General features: G+C 45.7%; 15 protein-coding genes. 5 read left to right on the forward strand and 10 right to left on the reverse strand.

All coding sequences use genetic code 11. The features are described 5' to 3' along the window. Positions 1-13 precede the first annotated feature (13 nt). The 7 genes from ISR87_10680 to ISR87_10710 all read right to left on the reverse strand — a co-directional run bounded on the left by ISR87_10680 (position 14) and on the right by ISR87_10710 (position 5,530). On the reverse strand, positions 14-727 hold the full coding sequence (locus tag ISR87_10680) for an NTP transferase domain-containing protein (GenBank protein ID MBL7025911.1): 714 nt from the start codon (positions 725-727) through the stop codon (positions 14-16). 157 nt (positions 728-884) lie between these two features. Beyond that, positions 885-2,300, reverse strand: a complete 1,416-nt coding sequence (locus ISR87_10685) for a phosphotransferase (protein ID MBL7025912.1) — start codon at positions 2,298-2,300, stop codon at positions 885-887. Positions 2,301-2,425: 125 nt separating this feature from the next. Next, positions 2,426-2,995: a GTP cyclohydrolase I FolE gene (gene folE, locus ISR87_10690; GenBank protein MBL7025913.1), complete on the reverse strand. Its 570-nt coding sequence runs from the start codon at positions 2,993-2,995 to the stop codon at positions 2,426-2,428. 3 nt (positions 2,996-2,998) lie between these two features. Further along, a complete protein-coding gene (locus ISR87_10695; GenBank protein ID MBL7025914.1) occupies positions 2,999-3,802 on the reverse strand; it encodes a queuosine precursor transporter in 804 nt (267 codons plus the stop codon). A 56-nt stretch (positions 3,803-3,858) separates the two neighbouring features. Then, positions 3,859-4,263 (reverse strand): 6-carboxytetrahydropterin synthase, encoded by a 405-nt coding sequence (locus tag ISR87_10700; GenBank protein ID MBL7025915.1) that lies wholly within the window; start codon positions 4,261-4,263, stop codon positions 3,859-3,861. Positions 4,264-4,411: 148 nt separating this feature from the next. Beyond that, entirely contained in the window at positions 4,412-4,936 is a 525-nt protein-coding gene (locus tag ISR87_10705) for a hypothetical protein (GenBank protein ID MBL7025916.1), read from the reverse strand. A 3-nt stretch (positions 4,937-4,939) separates the two neighbouring features. Continuing rightward, on the reverse strand, positions 4,940-5,530 hold the full coding sequence (locus ISR87_10710; protein ID MBL7025917.1) for a hypothetical protein: 591 nt from the start codon (positions 5,528-5,530) through the stop codon (positions 4,940-4,942). A 93-nt stretch (positions 5,531-5,623) separates the two neighbouring features. On the opposite strand from ISR87_10710, the gene ISR87_10715 reads away from it, so the two are divergent. Next, positions 5,624-6,256, forward strand: coding sequence for a RibD family protein (locus ISR87_10715; protein MBL7025918.1), 633 nt, complete (start codon positions 5,624-5,626; stop codon positions 6,254-6,256). Positions 6,257-6,359: 103 nt separating this feature from the next. Further along, positions 6,360-7,700 (forward strand): C39 family peptidase, encoded by a 1,341-nt coding sequence (locus ISR87_10720; protein MBL7025919.1) that lies wholly within the window; start codon positions 6,360-6,362, stop codon positions 7,698-7,700. A gap of 21 nt (positions 7,701-7,721) precedes the next feature. On the opposite strand, the gene ISR87_10725 is transcribed toward ISR87_10720, so the two are convergent. Continuing rightward, complete coding sequence (locus tag ISR87_10725; GenBank protein ID MBL7025920.1) at positions 7,722-9,512, reverse strand: SLC13 family permease; 1,791 nt, start codon at positions 9,510-9,512, stop codon at positions 7,722-7,724. A gap of 312 nt (positions 9,513-9,824) precedes the next feature. On the opposite strand from ISR87_10725, the gene ISR87_10730 reads away from it, so the two are divergent. Both ISR87_10730 and ISR87_10735 read left to right on the forward strand, forming a co-directional pair. Next, positions 9,825-12,083, forward strand: a complete 2,259-nt coding sequence (locus ISR87_10730) for a FecR domain-containing protein (protein ID MBL7025921.1) — start codon at positions 9,825-9,827, stop codon at positions 12,081-12,083. Positions 12,084-12,253: 170 nt separating this feature from the next. Further along, positions 12,254-13,501, forward strand: a complete 1,248-nt coding sequence (locus tag ISR87_10735) for an MBL fold metallo-hydrolase (GenBank protein MBL7025922.1) — start codon at positions 12,254-12,256, stop codon at positions 13,499-13,501. Positions 13,502-13,581: 80 nt separating this feature from the next. On the opposite strand, the gene ISR87_10740 is transcribed toward ISR87_10735, so the two are convergent. Together ISR87_10740 and ISR87_10745 are read right to left on the reverse strand one after the other, a co-directional pair. Beyond that, positions 13,582-14,466 (reverse strand): thioredoxin fold domain-containing protein, encoded by an 885-nt coding sequence (locus tag ISR87_10740; protein ID MBL7025923.1) that lies wholly within the window; start codon positions 14,464-14,466, stop codon positions 13,582-13,584. Between the two features lie 15 nt (positions 14,467-14,481). Then, on the reverse strand, positions 14,482-14,637 hold the full coding sequence (locus ISR87_10745; protein ID MBL7025924.1) for a hypothetical protein: 156 nt from the start codon (positions 14,635-14,637) through the stop codon (positions 14,482-14,484). 274 nt (positions 14,638-14,911) lie between these two features. On the opposite strand from ISR87_10745, the gene ISR87_10750 reads away from it, so the two are divergent. Continuing rightward, a complete protein-coding gene (locus ISR87_10750; GenBank protein ID MBL7025925.1) occupies positions 14,912-18,058 on the forward strand; it encodes a TonB-dependent receptor in 3,147 nt (1,048 codons plus the stop codon). The last annotated feature ends 160 nt before the right edge of the window (positions 18,059-18,218 follow it).

Below are 18,218 nucleotides of genomic sequence, written 5' to 3' on the forward strand. Positions count from 1 at the left end.
CCTCGCCTGTAAATCAAATTAAATGCTGTCGCAAGGTTTCCAGTTTTTCAACCGTTCCAATATCAATCCAATAGGACTGGTCCATGGGGAAGGCCTTGATGTTTTCGCCGGACTGTGCTGCTTTCAGATAGACTGGAATCGTGGAAAAAGAAGTCCCAAGATCACTCATATATTCAAAAATTCCAGATGATATGACCTGGATCCCATTGAAGGCCTGTTTTTCATAGCTGTTGGTGTTCCATGAGATTTTTTCGCCGGTTTTCTGGTTTTCCCAACCACATAAATTATTGTTTTGGTCGAATCTCAAATAGCGTGAGGTTTCGCGCTTGGCCACAGCCAGTGTGGCCAGACTCTGGGACCTATTATGGGCAGACAGGAGTTCGTTCAAATCAAGCTCGGAATAAATATCACTGTTGCAGACCAGAAAGGCGTCTTCTCCCTGGAAATATTTGGAGGCATAAAGCAATCCGCCACCCTGCCCCAACAGGTCTTTTTCTTCTGAGATATGGATGGTCAATCCAAAATCTCTGGTCCGTACAAAATCTTTAACCTGGTCGCTAAAATGATGGGTGTTGATGACCAGGGTATCAACCCCGGCCATTTGAATTTTGAGAATATTGTGCTCTAAAAGGGTCTTACCACCAGCAGTAACCAGGCACTTGGGATGCCTGTCCGTCAGGGGGGCCAGTCGCGTTCCCCGACCCGCAGCAAAGAGCATGGCCTTCAAGCGAGACTCCCGGAGATAATTGACTCTGGCTTATTTTTATGGGTATTGCCTGGTGTAGTACCTTCCAATTCAACCTTAATCAATAAACACCTGTACCTTTCGACTCCGCTCAAGGTGACGATCTGAGCGACCTCGCTGATTGTTGAAAATTAATGCTTTATTCCAATTCTCTATGATAGAGCACCACATCAATATCGTGTGTCTCTTTCAGGTGATCCGCCAGCCTGTTGGCAGAATGCACAGAGCGATGTTGACCCCCCGTACATCCGAATGAAATCATCAGGTCGGTAAAATTCTGTTCTTCATAGCTGGTAACCGCTGCATCCACCATGGTAAACATGCGTTTCAACCAGCGATTCATGTCTGCCTTGTGGGCAAACCAGTCTATGACTTCCTGATCGTTAGCTGATAGCTTTTTATAGGCAACATTTCGTCCGGGATTGGGCAGGAAGCGACAATCAAAGACAAACCCACCGCCATGGCCACGATCGTCAACGGGAACCCCCTTTTTATATGAAAAGCTGGTGATGCGAACTTTGAGACGCAAGTTCGCTTTCCCAAATTCCCTGAGGGCCGAGGATTGAATCAGCTGCTGAAACACATCCATCATGACCGGGATATCAATGGGTAGATCCACTTTACGCATCAGGTATTCAAGATTTCTAATGGCATAGGGAATACTCTGGAGGAAGTGGGTTTTGCGTTCATAAAAACCACGATAGCCATAGGCGCCCATGGCCTGCATAATGCGAATAAACACGAAGGCATAGTAATGTTTGGTGAAAACCTCGCGATCAATGGGGATCAACTTGGCGACCTCATTTAGATAATGATCCAGCAAGCGCTCTCTCACCTCAAATGGCAGATCGGCCTTGGCATCAAAGAGCAAAGAGGCGATATCATATTGCAGAGCACCCTTGCGACCTCCCTGATAATCAATGAACCATGGTTTACCATCTTCTAGCATGATATTTCTGGATTGAAAATCGCGATACAGGAAATGATTGCCATCAGCCTGAAGCAGGAAGTCGGTAAATGTTCGAAAATCTTGTTCCAGCTTTTGCTCATTAAAACGGATGTGGGCCAGCTTGAGAAAATAGTATTTAAAATAATTCAGGTCCCACATCATGGATTGACGATCAAAACTGTGGTGGGGATAGGACTTGCCGTAATCCAGCCCCTGACCACCCTTGATCTGGAACTGAGGCAACAATTCTACGACCTGTTCATAGGTTTTATACAGGCCTTCAGGAAAATCTTTACGCCCTTCTCTTGCCTCCAGGAGATAGTCGAAAAGGGTAATATCACCGAGATCCTGTTGGAGATAAATATCCTGGTCCAGGTCTTCAGCATAAATTTCTGGTACATCAAGATCTTTTGCCAGGAAATGCCTGGAAAAGCTTACAAAGGCATCGTTCTCAAGCCGGTCCCGGTTTTTTGCACCAATCACAGAGCGCTTGTCATTACTCAGACGAAAGTACTCACGATTGGACCCATGGGCTGGTAGTGGATTCAGATCAACGACCTTTTCCTTGAAATGATCTTCAAACAGCTTTCTTAGTTTTTCAGGCATAGTTTCTCTCTTGTTTGGTCCCTCGTCATCCCGAGCGGAGTCGAGGGATTAGGATCTAAAAACAGGCTTTATCAATAATCTCTTGCACCTCGACTCCGCTCGGTGTGACGAGACAAATGGGTGATTTAGAGGTTCTTCATGCTTATAATACTTAGAAATTCCGCTCTTGTTTCAGCTTCATCATGAAATTCACCCAACATGGCTGATGTGGTGGCAAAGGAATTCTGTTTTTCAACACCGCGCATCTGCATGCAAAGGTGACGACCTTCCAATACCACAGCCACACCTGCAGGATCTAATAATTCCATAAGTGCTTCTGCCACCTGGTGGGTAATACGCTCCTGAATCTGAAGTCTGCGGGAATACATCTCAATGATTCTGGGGATTTTTGATAAACCAATCACTTTTCCCCGGGGGATATAGGCCACATGGGCTTTACCAAAGAAGGGGAGCATATGGTGTTCACACATACTGAAGAACTCGATGTCTCGTACAACCACCATTTCAGAGCATTTATCCTCAAAGATGGCATCGTTTAGCACGTCCTTCAAATTCTGGTCATAACCTTTGGCAATAAATTTCCAGGCTTTGGCCACCCGTAGTGGAGTGCGAAGCAATCCCTCACGCGAGGGGTCTTCACCAATCTCAGTCAAGAGGCTGTGGGTTAAATCTTCAATTTTCTTTAAGTCTTTCATTTATTACTCCTGTCCAGGGGACTCATTTTCAATTTCAAAATCAGCTAGAGGGTTGATCTCCAGATAGCGTGAAAGATAGTGCACGCCGAGATAAAAAGGACCGGTATCCACAAGTGCTGCAAACAATTTAAACGTATAACCTGACGCAATAAAGACCAGCAGTTGGTTAAAGATCGGTTTTGCCATATCTACGGGCAGGGCCTTGGCGTAATAGTGGGTAACCAGAATTACAGCAACTGTATCTACCAACTGGCTCACCAGGGTAGATCCATTATTTCTCAGCCAGAGGTGCTTACCTCTGGTCAGTTTTTTCCAGAAGTGGAACATATAGACATCAACAAACTGGGCTGCCAGATAGGCAATCATGGAAGCCGTGACGGCACCAAAGGTCAGGGCTCTCACCTCATAAAAAACGGGAAGGCGACCGGCTGCATCTCGGGCGATTTCTCCCGTGGCGGTCAGCGTTTCAAAGCCCGGCACCACACCACCCAGCCACATGATAAACATGACCCACAGGTTGAGTATCAATCCAACAAAAACCACGAAATTAGCCCGTTTGCGGCCATAGAGCTCACTGATAAGATCCGTGGCTAAAAAAGTTAATGGGTAGGGCAAAACACCGACTGCCACAGCAAATACCACATCGCCGTAATTTTCGAAACTCAGGGTAAATAATTTAATAAAACGACTAATGCCCAGTATGTTGAGCATGGCCAGGGTGCCCAGAAAGAGCCCTGCCAAAACGAGAAAAACCCGCTCTCTTCTTTGAACAATTTCAGGGGATGGGTTTGAATTATATACCGTCATATATCATCCTTTTTGAGGATTCTAAAGTACACGCCTTTGGGAGTGTGGGTTGATGCCTATTCAGGACCGTAATAGTCCGTGTATATCGTCGGTGTTTCCTGGAGCCTGACACGATGCAGCTGGCCCTCTTGTAGATGACTTGCTATCTGCTCCCAGATCCACACCACCATATTCTCCGTTGAAGGCTGTTGGCCTTCAAACCAGGGGATATCGATCTCTATTTGGGAATGATCGACGTGCTGGATAACATGTTCTTTTACCACCTCTTTGAGATGCCCCAGGTCTACAAGAAATCCCGTTGCTGGATTTACTTTGCCTTTAACTGAAACAGTCAGCACATAATTGTGTCCATGGATATTGAGGTCTTCTCCAAAAGCCGCCAGGTTTTCTGCTTCGCTCATGGTGGGATTTCCGTAGCGATGGGCAGCGCAGAAGTGAAACACTTTATTCAAAACGATCATATCAATTCCTTTGTTATAGCTATGAATTTATTGTGGTTGGTGCCAATGTCAAACGCTGTAAGGGTGAGTTTAAAAAAATGAGCTGCTGCGCTCCTGAGTTAATGAGTTACTGAGGTGTTGCTTTTGTTGGAAATCCAAGACAACAGTTCTAAAAGAATGATTGGTCCTGCCAGCGGGCGATATGCCAGATTCCTTCTGGATCACTTACAAAATCGAATACAGCATTCCCTGAAAGGAAAAATTCACCTCCTATGGATAGGTCGAAAGTCTTGGTCAGGCTGATTTCACCAGTTTGGGAAGTATCGGTGGCGATGGTTGCATTCCATACCAGCGTAAAGTGATCAAAAGCGCGAAAAAGACGCCCTGTGGTGCGCAATTCAGTATCTCTACCCCAATAGTCATAACCGCCAACCCCTCCTATATCGGGGTCGAAGTAGAGAAAGACAAAACTGGTATCAAAGAGTTCGCTATAAACCAGGCTATCACGGTAGATATAGGCATAGCGGAAATTTTGCAAAACATCCTCTGGCGATTTCTGTTCGGTAAGGATCAGGTTTGCTTCACCCTCCAAAACACCTTCTGTTGGTGCAAAAGGGTTCCAACAGCCCTGCAGAAAAATCAGGACAATCAGGACAATCAGGATAGGGAGAAGGGTAGGCGTTGAGGTTTTCACGGCTTATTGTACCAGCGTTTTAAGATCGCTCCAGCAGGGCAGCGAATCAGACTTCAGGTCCTGCCACACAGATATTTCATACAATAAATCTACATTTTGCACCAGGGTCAGCGTGGCCTGCCCCCTGAGTTGAGTCGGCAAAGGGGCTTCCGATTCTCCAAACGATAATGTCAAATAATAGTCCGTAATAATCTCATAGCGATCATCAATGGGTGATAATTGTTCAATTTCCCACTCAAGACGCTGAAGGCCCTCTGCATTGAGTGATTCGAACAGCTTGGTAATAAAGTTTTCCTCTTCCACATATCCCCAGTTGTCAAAAACACCGGGTTGGGAGCTGGCTACACCTTGATCTGGGAAAAAAGCAAAGGCCTCGCCTGTTTCATCGGAGTTGCCCAGGACATCAAGATGATAATTAAGCTTCTGGGCCGGGAAGGCATTGGCAAGATTTTGAAGTACAAATTCTGGTGACGTTGGAGGAACCCAGGCGTAGGGATCAAGAACATCAATAGGGGACTCTGAATCACGTGGGGTAAACAGTTCGCATCCTACCAGAAGAATCACTGCAAACAATGTAATTATAAACCATTTCATTAGCTGAAAGTACACGATGTGAACCCAAAAACAAATCGAAGTTGTGCTTTTCTTATCTCCGGAGCTATTTTCCCGCATGGAGCACCCAAAAACATGAGAGTTTTCGCTTGTATGGCAACCACATCGGATGGCAAAATCGGACCGGCCGGAGTAGACCATTTTGTGGCCATCGGATCAAGATATGATATGGAAAATCTCATCTCATTACGCGATGAGGCTGATGGCATTCTATTTGGAGCCAGCACTTTCAGAACCTGGCCCAAAGTTCATCGTGGAAACAACCCAGGCAAGAATGCTCATCACTTCATCATGAGTCGCAGCCTGGATCTGGATTTTGAAGCCGAGCTTTTTCAGCATCCTGAAATACCTGTTACCATCTTCTCCGGTTCAGATAATGGTAAACCCAGACAACCCCCTCCCGATCATGTCAATATTGTTTCTATTCCTGATCAATCCGGACAAATGGATCAGATTCTGAGACATATCGCCACGTGTGATGTGAACGATTTACTGGTGGAAGGGGGCGGGCACATTCTTCACAAATTTATTACCGCCCAAATTCTTGATGAGCTTTATCTGACTTTGGTTCCCTCGGTGATTGGAGACGAGAAGGCGCCGGCCCTGTTGGGTGGACAGCGTCTGATAAAACCACCCCGCATAAAAATTCTGAGCAACAAACAGATCAAGAATGAAGTCTTTCTTCACCTCAAACTCGAGTACACCTAAAATCCTTATGGAAAGCTCTAATTCATATCTATGTTCATCCCCAAGCATGGGTTCTCATTCACAAACAAGTCATGATACGTCTCGCCAAAGAGGAATCAGGTACATGAAACACCCTCTCATTATTTTTCTATTTCTGGTTTCGACTATCCTGGCTGACTACCCAGACCAGGCCAGGGTATCCAGGACAGCTGAAATGTGGGCTCACATCAGCAGCAACAGCAATGTCGTACTAAGTGAAGATGGGAAATCCTTACAATTAGCCGATGGGGTGGTTTCAGGATTCTTCACCTTAATTCCAGATACCCTTCCAGCCTCCTTTAACCGTGGACTTCCTTCATGGAATGGTGAGGCTCTTCATGAAGATTGTGGTTTCAAAATTTCCATGCGTTTTAAGTATAGCTCGACCTGGTCCCCCTGGTTAACCGTGGGCTATTGGAAAAATTATATCTGGCCATTCTATGGTTCGACCTCCTATGCAGCAGGGGAAATTGACTATGATTATGTGGTCCTGGATGACTTTCATACGATCTGGCAGTGGCGTGTTGATTTTAAACGCCTGCAGGCCGACCATCCCTCTCCCTCCATTGACAAGCTCAGTTTTTATGTGAGTGACCAGGCTACCACTGACAACATGAACCTTTCGGCCATTGTGAATGATGACCCGCCTGAAATATATATCCCAACCAATTTTGTATGTCAGTACAACGTGGACCCTGAAATTGGCGGCAGCATCTGCTCACCCACATCTACTGTCCTGGCTATCCGCTCCTATGGTATAGAGGTGGATCCTTATGATTTTGCCGTTGATAACTATGATGATTACTGGAACCTCTTCGGCATATGGCCTCGAGCGGTTCAGAATGCGGCCGGACACCAGTTGGATGGAGCTGTAACCCGGTACCGCACCTGGAGTCAGGCGTATGACACACTTGCTGCCGGCGGACGGGTTGTCATGTCGGTTGGACCCCCGCTTTATTCGGGACACCTCATGATGTTGGCTGGCTTTGATAGCCAGGGTGATCCATTAGTTCATGATCCAGCACGGCAAAACGGTGAAGGTTATGAATACGGCAAAACGTCAATCTCCCAATCCTGGTTTACCAAGGGGGGTGTAGCCTACACCTTCTTCCCGGACGAAACGGTTGTTGCTCTGGACGAAAAAGAGAAAAATACACAGCCCAATCAAATGGTCCTGCAACAGAATTTTCCAAATCCCTTTAATCCCTCAACCAGCTTGAGATTTTCAATACCTGCTGCGACATATCTTGAGTTGAGTGTATATGATTTAACTGGCAAGCTCATCGACGTTTTGATCAGCGATTACCTGCCGGCAGGAGACCATCAGCTCGTCTGGAATGCCAAGGATCAGGCCAGTGGGGTTTATCTTATACGGTTGGAGTCTGATTCTGAAACACAGATTAAGCGTATGACGCTTTTGAAGTAATCTCTATTTTCTCCTAACCTCTTAAAAAGGCCAGAAAATTGGCGCCATCACAGATGCAATTACCCAGAAAATAAAATTCAGGGGAGCACCGGCTTTCACATAATCCATAAACTGGTATTTTCCGGGACCATAGACCATGAGATTGGTTTGATATCCAATGGGCGTCATAAAACTGGCTGATGCTGCATAACAGATGGTGAATATCAGTGGCCTGGAGTCGATACCCATGTTGTTTGCTGCTGCGATGGCAATGGGGGTCAACACAATGGCGGCGGCATTATTTGAAACAACTGCCGTGATGATGGCAGTGATTAAATAGAGGCTGGAAAGCAGCACATAAGGCGCAAGCCTGTCTGAAAAGACGCTGGCCATGGCGGTTACACTTGAACCGACCAAATGAGCTGCACCACTGGTTTCCATGGCGGTTCCAAAGGGAATAAAAGCCGCAATAAAGATAATGACGGGCCAATTAATAGCACTGTAGGCTTCCCGGGTTGAGATATGCTTTGTTACCAGGAGAAGAAAAGCCCCAGCCAGGGCAGCAGCCAGAATATCGACGAAGCCGGTGGCTGCCGACAGCATAATGATGGGAATAATGATGACGGCCAGCCAGCGGATCCTTTTTTTGCGCATATTAATTTCATGGTGCTGGAGGATAATCAAATCTGGATCATTGCGCATTTCTGCGATTTGGTCAGCAGGCATGAGCATGAGTAGGGTATCAGCAAAGCGGAGGCGTATATGGGCTATCTTTTGTTTGATCGTGCCACCCCTGCGACTGATTGCCAACACAAATGCTTGATATCTCTTCCTGAAATCCAGATCACTCAAGGTTTTATCGTAAAGCGTTGACTCTGGTCCGATCAGACCTTCAACCAAAACATTGTCACCTTCCTGGAGTTCATCTTCGCCCAGTTTTACATCCGAAAGTGCCAGGACCTTTTCCTGTTGGTGAAATTTTAAAAATTTATCTATGGCACCTTTGGTCAGTAAAATGTCGCCCTGTCTAAGTGTGAGTTCACCTACATTGCCAGCCAGGTGAACACCATCACGAATGATATCCAGCACCGTAATTTCATAACGTTCATTGACCTGTCGCTCTCGACAATTCGATCCAATGAGGGGTGAGCCCTCGTCAATCTTGAACTCAGTGAGATAGGTCGACATGTGGTATTTACCCACCAGGGTGCTCACTGGAGCTCGGGACGGCAACAGGCGGGGCAAAACAAACAGACTATAGATGGATCCCACCACAAGAAAGACAAGCCCCAGAGGTAAAAACTCAAACATACCAAGTGCCGGTAAGCCGTGGTCTTCACCAACAGCGCTGACAAGCAGGTTGGTTGAGGTTCCAATAAGTGTAATGGTGCCACCATAGATGGCTGCATAGGAGAGGGGTATAAGTAATTTAGAGGGCGAAATTCTAAATTTTGAGGCCATATGCATGGCAACTGGGATAAAAATGGCCACAGCCGCCACATTATTGATAAAACCAGAAAAAAGGCTTACAGTAACAAAGAATAACCCTATTCCCAGCCACTTCACCTTGTTTTCCAGCTCTATAAAATATTTGGCGAAATTTTCAAGGATACCGGTTTTAACCAGGGCGTGGCTCAACACAAACATTACTGCAACCGTGAGAACGGCCTTGTTACTAAACCCGGCAATAGCTTGATCGCTATCTACATAGCCCGTGAACCACAGCACCAGCAGCAGACCCAAACCCAGAACATCAATGGGGATGACCTCCAGAACCAGAAGCACCAGCACGAGAATCATCAGGACAAATATTCCTGTTATTTCAAAACCCATAATTCTCCTTTCTGACTGGCTTTAGCACGTTATATGTGAGCACCAAATGAGCTCTCCCCCGGGTGTCAGGCATGGTTAATTACCCCAGATAAACAAACTTATTGTGTTTAAATAACTTGGGCAAGCAAAATCGGATTTAGCGCCTCTATTTTCTATGGCTGTGTATTTGCCAAAGCGCTTTCAAAAATCGGGAAAGCCCAGGAATTCCCATATTCTAAATCACAAGGAAAAAGCTTGGTGGGTCTTGGCTGTTTGTTAAATTCGGCACTGATATCAAAAGGATATAAATCCATACAGAATGAGGAAGCACACATGAAAAGAATTGTTACCCTATTAGTCTTTGCTCTGGTTTTGGCCAGCGGCGTTTACGCCGAGAAGGTCGCGGTGATCTCCAAGGTTCAAGGTGATGTCTTGATACAAAAGGCAGAAGATTTCGATTATAACACCCCTGTAACCATGGGAATGATCCTGGAAAACAATGATCAGATCAAAGTAAATGACGGTTTTGCCGTGATGTTGCTTCTTGATGATAAAAGCCAAGTAAAGCTTCGCGAGAATTCAGAAGTCGCTATCGCCCTTGTAGAAGACATTGGTGGAACCGGTTACCATGTTCGTCTCGAATATGGTCAAGCCCTTACAAAATATGAAAAGGGTGCTGATTTCGGTTTTCAACTCCATACACCAACTTCTGTTGCCTCCATTAAAGGAACTGCGTTCTGGACCATAACTGACCCCGAAACAGGTGATCAAGTGATTGTCACTGAAGGTCAGGTCGATGTGATGAATAACCTCACCGGTATGATCAGCACGGCTGGTCCCGGTCAAACGGTTAGCTCTACCACTGATGGATATATTCAGACAGGTGAGACTGAAGAGGGGTCGATTCCTCAAGACCCTGAAGAAGAGACACCTGCAGTGGAAGAAGAAACTGGTGATGCTGGATCAGATTCCACAGCAACAGAAACCGAAATGGTTGAAGAAGAGGGTGACACAACAACTGATGATATGCCACCAGTGCCCCCGTCAGCTGTAGCAGAAACAACACCAGAGGCTGAAGAAGAAGAGGCTGAACAAGATGGCGGTGGTGGTGGCGGTCTTGCCATGGATGCTGGTTTTGGTGCGGTTACCATTGATGGTCAGCTCTATAACCAGATCGCCTTACGCCCAGATTTTTCAATCGGTAAATTCGGGATTGGTCTGGATGTGGTTATCTACATGGATCAGGATGGAAATATTCGAAAAGATGAGTGGAATGACGCCAAGGATGTCATTGACAAAATTATGTATGTCCGCTGGGGCGAACCTGGTGATCCCCTTTATGTCCGAGTGGGAACTCTTGAAAATGTAGTTCTCGGATATGGGTTGTTTATGAATGGTTATTCAAACATGATGGAATACCCCTCTGTTAGAAAGACGGGACATCATATTGGTTTTAAACTCGGGAATTTTGGAATTGAAAATGTCGTCGCCAATTACAAGGAGTTTTCTTTTAGTGGGGAGAGCACCGGCCTGGGAATCATGGGTTTACGTGGAACCTTTTCACTAGGAAAACTCACTTTTGGCAGCACTGTTGTTATGGACAATAATCAGTACCTGGGTCTGAAGGATGATGATGGGGATTATATCCCCAATCTGGTGGATGATTTTCCCGATGATGCCGCTTATTCTAAGGATACAGATGGGGATGGACGCCCAGATGCATCGGATGATGAATGGGATATTGACGGTGATGGTAAAACAGATAATTACACGCCAGATCCCACCAGAAATTGGGATGATGAAATCACACGCAAACCAGATCCCTTTGATATCAGCGAAAACCCCAGTACTGTGGGGGGTGTAAGCGTTGATATGGCCTACCCCATTCTCAATATGGACAAGCTGAAGCTGATCATCTTTGCAGAGGCTGGTCAGTATTTTGGTACTGCTGACTCCATGTATTATGACGATAATGATGTGATTCGAAAGAAAGAAGTGCTTTATGGCATGGGCGCAACAGCTCCTGGTCTACGTGCACAGATATTTAATTTCCTCACAGCCAGTCTGGAATTCAGAATTACTCCTACAGGCAACTTTATCTACGGTTTGTTTGATCGCAACTATGATCTGGAGAGAGTTGGTTTCGTCAACTATGCCGGAATGGGATTAACACCACGTACCCGTTATGAAAAGCTCTATGATAATCCATCCATGATGGGTGTTTTTGGTAGTCTCGGTGCCGACCTTTTTGGGTTGGTAACTTTGCAGGCTGGCTATCAGCACATGGCTTCGGGAGATGATGTCGTTAAGGGTATTCAGGGTTCCATCGGTCTCGCACCAAACCTAATTCCAAAGATACAAGGAGCTAATGCCTATATCCTGCGTATGAATGTTGATGATCCCTTTGATATTGTCAGCGAAGGAACCTTGCTGGGATACAAAGTGACGGTTGGTCTGGGTGGTGGAGCCACACTGACCTGGGACTTCCGTCAGAGCTACATTGATCTGAATGGTGACGGTGAAATTGATACCGGATCCGGTTCAGGCGAAGTTGTTGCTCAGACAAGCATCGAAACTGGCTTTTCTTTCTAGATACAACACCGCTTTGCATAAATCAAACGCCCTGCTTTTGCGGGGCGTTTTTTTTGACATCCTTTTTTAGCCAGACATCGAGAGGTGTGACCCTTTGGCGAAAAAAAAGCCGCTCGCCGGAGCTTTGGAGTACCTTGCCCTCATGACACACACTTAAGGAAGGACTCCTGATGAAAACAAGTAAATCGATATTGCTTCTGGTGGGATTGTTGGCGATTTCAACCATGATCCTGGCCCAGCCAAAGACATCAATTGAAACCACAAAGATGTCAGAGACCCTGTATCATTTTAAGGTCACCACTTTTTATCCCGTTAGTACACTTGCCTCCATTGGACCTGACGGCATTCTGCTGGTAGATCCCGGCATGGAGCAATCCCACACAGAACTCATGAAAGCTCTGGCAGAACTGAGTGACATGAACGTGGTCAAGGTAATCAACACCCACTCCCATGATCATCACACCAGTATGAATAAATACCTTGGTGAAACGGCTCAAATTGTGGCCCATGCGGCGAGCACAGAGCTCATGCAGGGTGATCTTGACGTCCTGGTTGAGTGGCCTCAAAAAGCCTTCCCTTCAATATCTATTGATGATGATACCAGCTTTACCTTTAACGGAGAGGAAATCAGATTGATTCCAGTAGCCGGGGGACATTGCAAAGATGACCTCCTGGTATATTTTCCCCAATCAAAAGTCGCCTGCACTGGTGGTGTTCTCAAATCGGGTTCCTACCCCATGGTTGATTTTGCCCGTGGCGGTGATTTTAGAGGCTTTCCGGAACTGGCCCGTAAAGCACTTTCTTTTTTCCCTGGGGATGTAACTTTTATTCAATCCCATGGCGATAATTTCAATTATACCCAAGCCACCGAATATGTGGAACGACTGGAAAAAAGTGTCCCCCTGATCAAGAGGGCCGTGACTGCTGGAAAAACCCCAAAAAACATGATTGATGAAAACATTCTTTCAGTACTGGCAGATGACGATCATGCATACCCAAACCAGGGCTTTTGGATTCAAACAGTCAATCGAGGATTAACCATGAAAAATAACGGAGTGAAAAAGTCTTTAACCGCTCCTCTTTTTCATGCCCTACAAAAAGGCACGGGAAGCGATGCCATCAAAGTCTATCGAGACTTAAAAAAATCGAATCCTGACGACTATGGTTTTAATGAAAACGCTCTCAACATGCTGGGCTATTATTTGATTGGAAAAGACCGCCTGGATGATGCTATAAATATTTTCAAACTAAATGTGAAAGAATACCCCAAGTCTTTCAATGTCTATGATAGTCTTGGAGAGGCCTATATGAACCAGGGCGATATTCGGCGAGCAAAACGATACTATAAGAAGTCTATTCGCATCAATCCAGACAACCAAAACGGCATCGACATGTTGGAAAAGATGTCCTCTATATAAATACAACTCCACGACATGCGTGATAAAAAGAAGAGGCCTCGAAAATCGAGGCCTCCTTCATTTCTCAATGTAGAATCAGTTTAACTGGGTGTTTGGAACTTTGCTTTTTGTTCCTGATAGTAGACGTCTTCAGGCTGAAGTACTATGCATTCATCCATGATCGCAACGGCTTCGTCAATGCGACCAAGCTTCCAGAGCACTTCGCCCTTTGTGTCCATGACCTGGGCTTTTTCACGAGCACTTGCATCTTCGGCGAGCATGTCGATTCCCTGGGTCACACGCTCCAGGGCATTCTCCAGGTTTAATTCAAGCTCGGTCATGCGCCAGGCGTAACCATTCAAAAATCCTGTGCTTTCTTTGTGCACGCCAGACATAAAATCAACATAACGGCGATAAGTGTCTGCTTCGGCTTCTTTATCTTTAGCCCCGCGGTAAAAGTTCCGTAGTGCATCATAGGCCTTGGGGAGAACTTCTGTATTGGTCTCGTTATTGATAAAGGACACCAGGGTTTCAGGGTCTTCATTCTCTTTGGCGTGGTAAAGAGCCATTTTTAAGGCTGCCGTTGAATGCAGCACTGGATCTACACCATCTAAAGCGAAGAGCATTTCCCAGTATGTCATGGCAACCTTGAGACCACTCATGGATTCCACTTTGCCAGCGAGATTAACCAGGAGGTCTGCATTGTCTGGATCATCCTCAAGCTGCCTGATAAGATCTGGAACCGTGTTGATGCCGTTTCGAATACGGGTCATCTCAGCCAGATATTCCTGGGGAGGCATATAGCCAACAATGCGATCGACCTCATTACCCTCTTCATCCACAAAGACAAACGCGGGAATGCCGGTAATGTTGAAATTCTTGCTAAGTTCTTTGTTCTGGGTGGAGTCTACATTGAGATGATAGGATATGAAATTCTCTTCAGCAAACGTGATGAGCGCAGGGTCAATAAATGTTTCGGCGTCCAGCCGATTACAGGAGCCTCACCACTTTGCAAAGAATTCATATCCCACCAATTTACCATTGGTTTCCACCTGCACGGAAGCATCGGTAATCCAGGGATAGGCTGGTTCTTTTTCTGCGCAGGCCAGGATCATCAGCCCTGCAATGGCCACGAACCATAGTTTTTTTGTTTTCATGATTGTCCTTTCAGTATATCAAATCAAATTTTGGGTCTTACGAAACTATTGTCAATGCTAAGTAAATGCAACGGCACAATCGTATATCATTCCGCTGGATAAGTCTGAAATTTTGTTTTTCCTGGAGCTCCTTTCGACTTTTTTTGCTGGGAGGCTTTTATTCTTCCGAGAATATTCTATTCAAAATAAACCAAGTCACTGAGATAGTTGTTTTTTATTCCTTCGCATCTTTTTACCTTGAACAACTGCAGTAAACAATGAAGGAGGTAAATGTATGAAGCTATTCATCGGCCGGGTGTTTATGATGTTGATACTTCTGACCGGCATAATCTATGGCCAGGGTGTCACCACAGCCGCTATCAGCGGCAAGGTTACCAATACTGATGGTGAGGTGCTGGTCGGAGCAAACGTTATTGCACTACACGTTCCCACGGGTACCGTTTATGGTGCTTCGACAATGACCGATGGCTACTACTATATCCCCAACATGAAGATTGGTGGACCTTATATAGTTTCAGCTAGCTACATCGGATACTCTGATCAGAGAAAAGATGACCTGTTTCTGGCTCTTAATGTAGATCAATTCTACGGTTTCAATCTTCAGGAAGAGGCCATGGAGGGCGGTACTGTCATCGTAACCGCAGGGCAAAGTGAGATAAATCCCAACCGGACTGGTGCAGAAACAAACATCAACACTGAACTGCTTGAGAGCTTGCCAACCATTTCGCGTGGACAAAAAGATTTTACCCGCATGACACCTGAAAGTGATGGTAACTCCTTTGGGGGTCGCAACAATCTTTATAACAACTTCTCACTTGATGGATCCATATTTAACAACCCATTCGGTCTTGATTATGCCGTTCCTGGTGGTCAGACAGAAGCACAACCCGTTTCCCTGGATGCCATTGAACAGGTCCAGGTATCCATAGCTCCCTTTGATGTTCGCGAGGGTGGTTTTACCGGTGCCGGTATCAATGCCGTGACCAAATCTGGAACCAACACCTTCAAAGCTTCAGTCTATCACTATCTTAGAAATGAAGCCCTGGTTGGAACCAAGGTGGGTGATGTGGAGGCAGAGAATCTTGACTTTGCCACATCCCAAAGCGGGATTTCGCTAGGTGGACCAATTATCAAGGACAAGCTTTTCTATTTTGTCAACCTGGAAGCAGAACGTCGCGATCAACTCGCTCATAATTTCATCGCTGATGATGGCAGCACAGGTGCCAATGTGACCTCTGTAGATGCTGATTCTATAGCTATGGTTCAAGCCCGCCTTAGAGATTATTGGGGTTATGAACCTGGTGCATACCAGGGCTATAACCACGAGACCTTTAACAATAAATTGCTGGCAAAGATTGACTGGAATATCAACGAGTCTCACAACCTGACCTTTCGCTATAACTATCTGGATTCATGGAAAGACATTCTCCCCCATCCAGAGGCTATAATCGGCCGCGGTCCAACCAGCTTCAGACTGCCTTTTGAGAATTCATCATATCGGATTTTCAATAAGATCAACTCGTATGTGGCTGAGTTGAATTCTCGTTTTTCAAATAAGCTGGCCAACAAGTTAATGGTTGGTTACACCATGTTTCGCGATGAGCGCGAACCAAAATCTGTTGGATGGCCTGTGGTAGATATCTTCGATGGTAGTGGTAACCTGGCCATATCCATGGGATCAGAGATGTTTTCCACACATAACAGGCTTTATCAGGATGTGTTTCAATTCACTGACAACCTGACCTATTACATGGATAAACATACCCTGACTGCAGGCGTGAATCTTGAGATCCTCAAGTTTGACAACTCTTTCAATCTGTTCTTTTATCCCTGGGATACATTTGGTTCCGTTCAGGAATTTCTGAATAATGATGACACTGAAATTGATTTCAATGCACAAGCTGCTGCATCAGATGCCAACGACTATGCCTGGGCTTATGTAGATGTTGGTCAATTAGGAGTCTATGCACAGGATCAGTTCCGTGCCAGTGACGATATTAAACTAACCCTGGGTCTCCGTGTGGACTATCCCCTATATCTCAATGAAATTGATGAGGATACTGGCATCACGGGATTTACTGGTTGGGTTGATGAAGACGGAAATGCTGCAGAAGTGGATCCTTCTACCTGGCCTGAAGCCAAACCACTCTTTGCTCCCCGTCTTGGTTTTAATTGGGACGTGCATGGTGATAGAAGCATGCAGCTACGTGGTGGTTCAGGAATATTTACAGGTCGCATCCCCTTTGTATGGCTGGGTAATCAAGCATCAAATGCCAAGCTGAGCCCTTTTTACACGTTCCAGATCAATGATACTGCTGATGATTTTAAGTATCCCCAGGTTTGGAAAACCGATGTCGCTGTTGACAAGGCCTTTGCGGGAGACTGGCTTGTATCACTGGAAGCTATTTTTTCCAAAGACGTAAACGCCGTGGTTCATCGCAATTACAACATGCTGGCTCCATCGGCCAACCTCTCTGGAACTGGTGATACTCGACCCATGTTCGCAGGGTTTAATGAAGTCAACATCTACTCGGCAGCGGGTGTTTCAAACACCTTCCTCGATGCAGGTGCAATTGTACTCGATAATACGGACCAGGGTTTCCAGCAGTCCTTCACTGGTAAAGTGGCTAAGAAGTTTGACTTTGGAATGATTGCCAATGTTTCTTATACCAACATTACCTCAAAGGATCTTACATCTATTCCTGCCGAGATCGCTGCAGATGCCTTTCAGAGAAATCCTATTGTTGATGGACCGAATAGTGCGATCTACTCATACTCACGCTATGGCTTGAAACACCGGATTATTTCCTCGGCCGTTTATAAGAAGAGCTTTGGCAAAATGAATTCATCCCTGGCCATGTTCTTTGAAACAGGCGTTGGCAACCGCTATTCATTTACCTATGCCGGTGATCTCAATGGTGATGCTATTCCAAACAATGATCTGCTCTATGTTCCTGAAGATGCCAGTGACATCCATTTTGCAACAACCGTTGATGCTACTACTGGCCTTCTCATTGAAGCTTCCGATGCTGACGAACAGTGGATAGCCTTGGATGCATTCATCGAACAGGATGATTATCTGAGCACCCGCCGTGGTGAATACGCCGAGCGTAATGGTGCCATGTTGCCCTGGTTCAGCCAGCTTGATATCAAAGCGGTTCAGGAAGTTTCTCTGGCGCTGGGTGGTATGGATCACACCCTTCAGTTCTCACTTGATATTTTGAATGTTGGCAACATGATCAACTCCGCATGGGGTGTTCGCCAGCTTTCTACAACCTGGAATCCAATCACAGTGAATGGTGTTGATGCCAATGGTGTACCGTATTTTAGCTTTAACACTTCACTGGAAGACTCCTATGTGGATGACACTTCAATTGCCTCAAAGTGGCAGATGCAGTTTGGTGTTCACTACCTCTTCTAGGAACTGATGCCTTAAGCACCCGACTTAAGAGGCTGTGTGAAAACGGGGGTCCAATAGAGGATACTTAGTTAGGGTTTCGATCCCGCGACTAGACAGATCATGCGTAACCTTTTGATAATAAACTAGATAAGTTGTATTTATTCTTGTTATTAATTGTAAA

This window comes from Candidatus Neomarinimicrobiota bacterium, from assembly GCA_016784545.1.
Taxonomy (GTDB): domain Bacteria; phylum Fidelibacterota; class UBA8477; order UBA8477; family JABMPR01; genus JABMPR01.

Excerpts from the sequence above, each read along its gene's own strand:
- ISR87_10710 (MBL7025917.1), bottom strand. The coding sequence starts at position 5,530 with ATGAAATGGTTTATAATTACATTGTTTGCAGTGATTCTTCTGGTAGGA.
- ISR87_10725 (MBL7025920.1), bottom strand. The coding sequence starts at position 9,512 with ATGGGTTTTGAAATAACAGGAATATTTGTCCTGATGATTCTCGTGCTG.
- ISR87_10685 (MBL7025912.1), bottom strand. The coding sequence starts at position 2,300 with ATGCCTGAAAAACTAAGAAAGCTGTTTGAAGATCATTTCAAGGAAAAG.
- ISR87_10715 (MBL7025918.1), top strand. The coding sequence starts at position 5,624 with ATGAGAGTTTTCGCTTGTATGGCAACCACATCGGATGGCAAAATCGGA.
- ISR87_10735 (MBL7025922.1), top strand. The coding sequence starts at position 12,254 with ATGAAAACAAGTAAATCGATATTGCTTCTGGTGGGATTGTTGGCGATT.
- folE (MBL7025913.1), bottom strand. The coding sequence starts at position 2,995 with ATGAAAGACTTAAAGAAAATTGAAGATTTAACCCACAGCCTCTTGACT.
- ISR87_10700 (MBL7025915.1), bottom strand. The coding sequence starts at position 4,263 with ATGATCGTTTTGAATAAAGTGTTTCACTTCTGCGCTGCCCATCGCTAC.
- ISR87_10720 (MBL7025919.1), top strand. The coding sequence starts at position 6,360 with ATGAAACACCCTCTCATTATTTTTCTATTTCTGGTTTCGACTATCCTG.
- ISR87_10745 (MBL7025924.1), bottom strand. The coding sequence starts at position 14,637 with ATGAAAACAAAAAAACTATGGTTCGTGGCCATTGCAGGGCTGATGATC.
- ISR87_10750 (MBL7025925.1), top strand. The coding sequence starts at position 14,912 with ATGAAGCTATTCATCGGCCGGGTGTTTATGATGTTGATACTTCTGACC.
- ISR87_10695 (MBL7025914.1), bottom strand. The coding sequence starts at position 3,802 with ATGACGGTATATAATTCAAACCCATCCCCTGAAATTGTTCAAAGAAGA.
- ISR87_10730 (MBL7025921.1), top strand. The coding sequence starts at position 9,825 with ATGAAAAGAATTGTTACCCTATTAGTCTTTGCTCTGGTTTTGGCCAGC.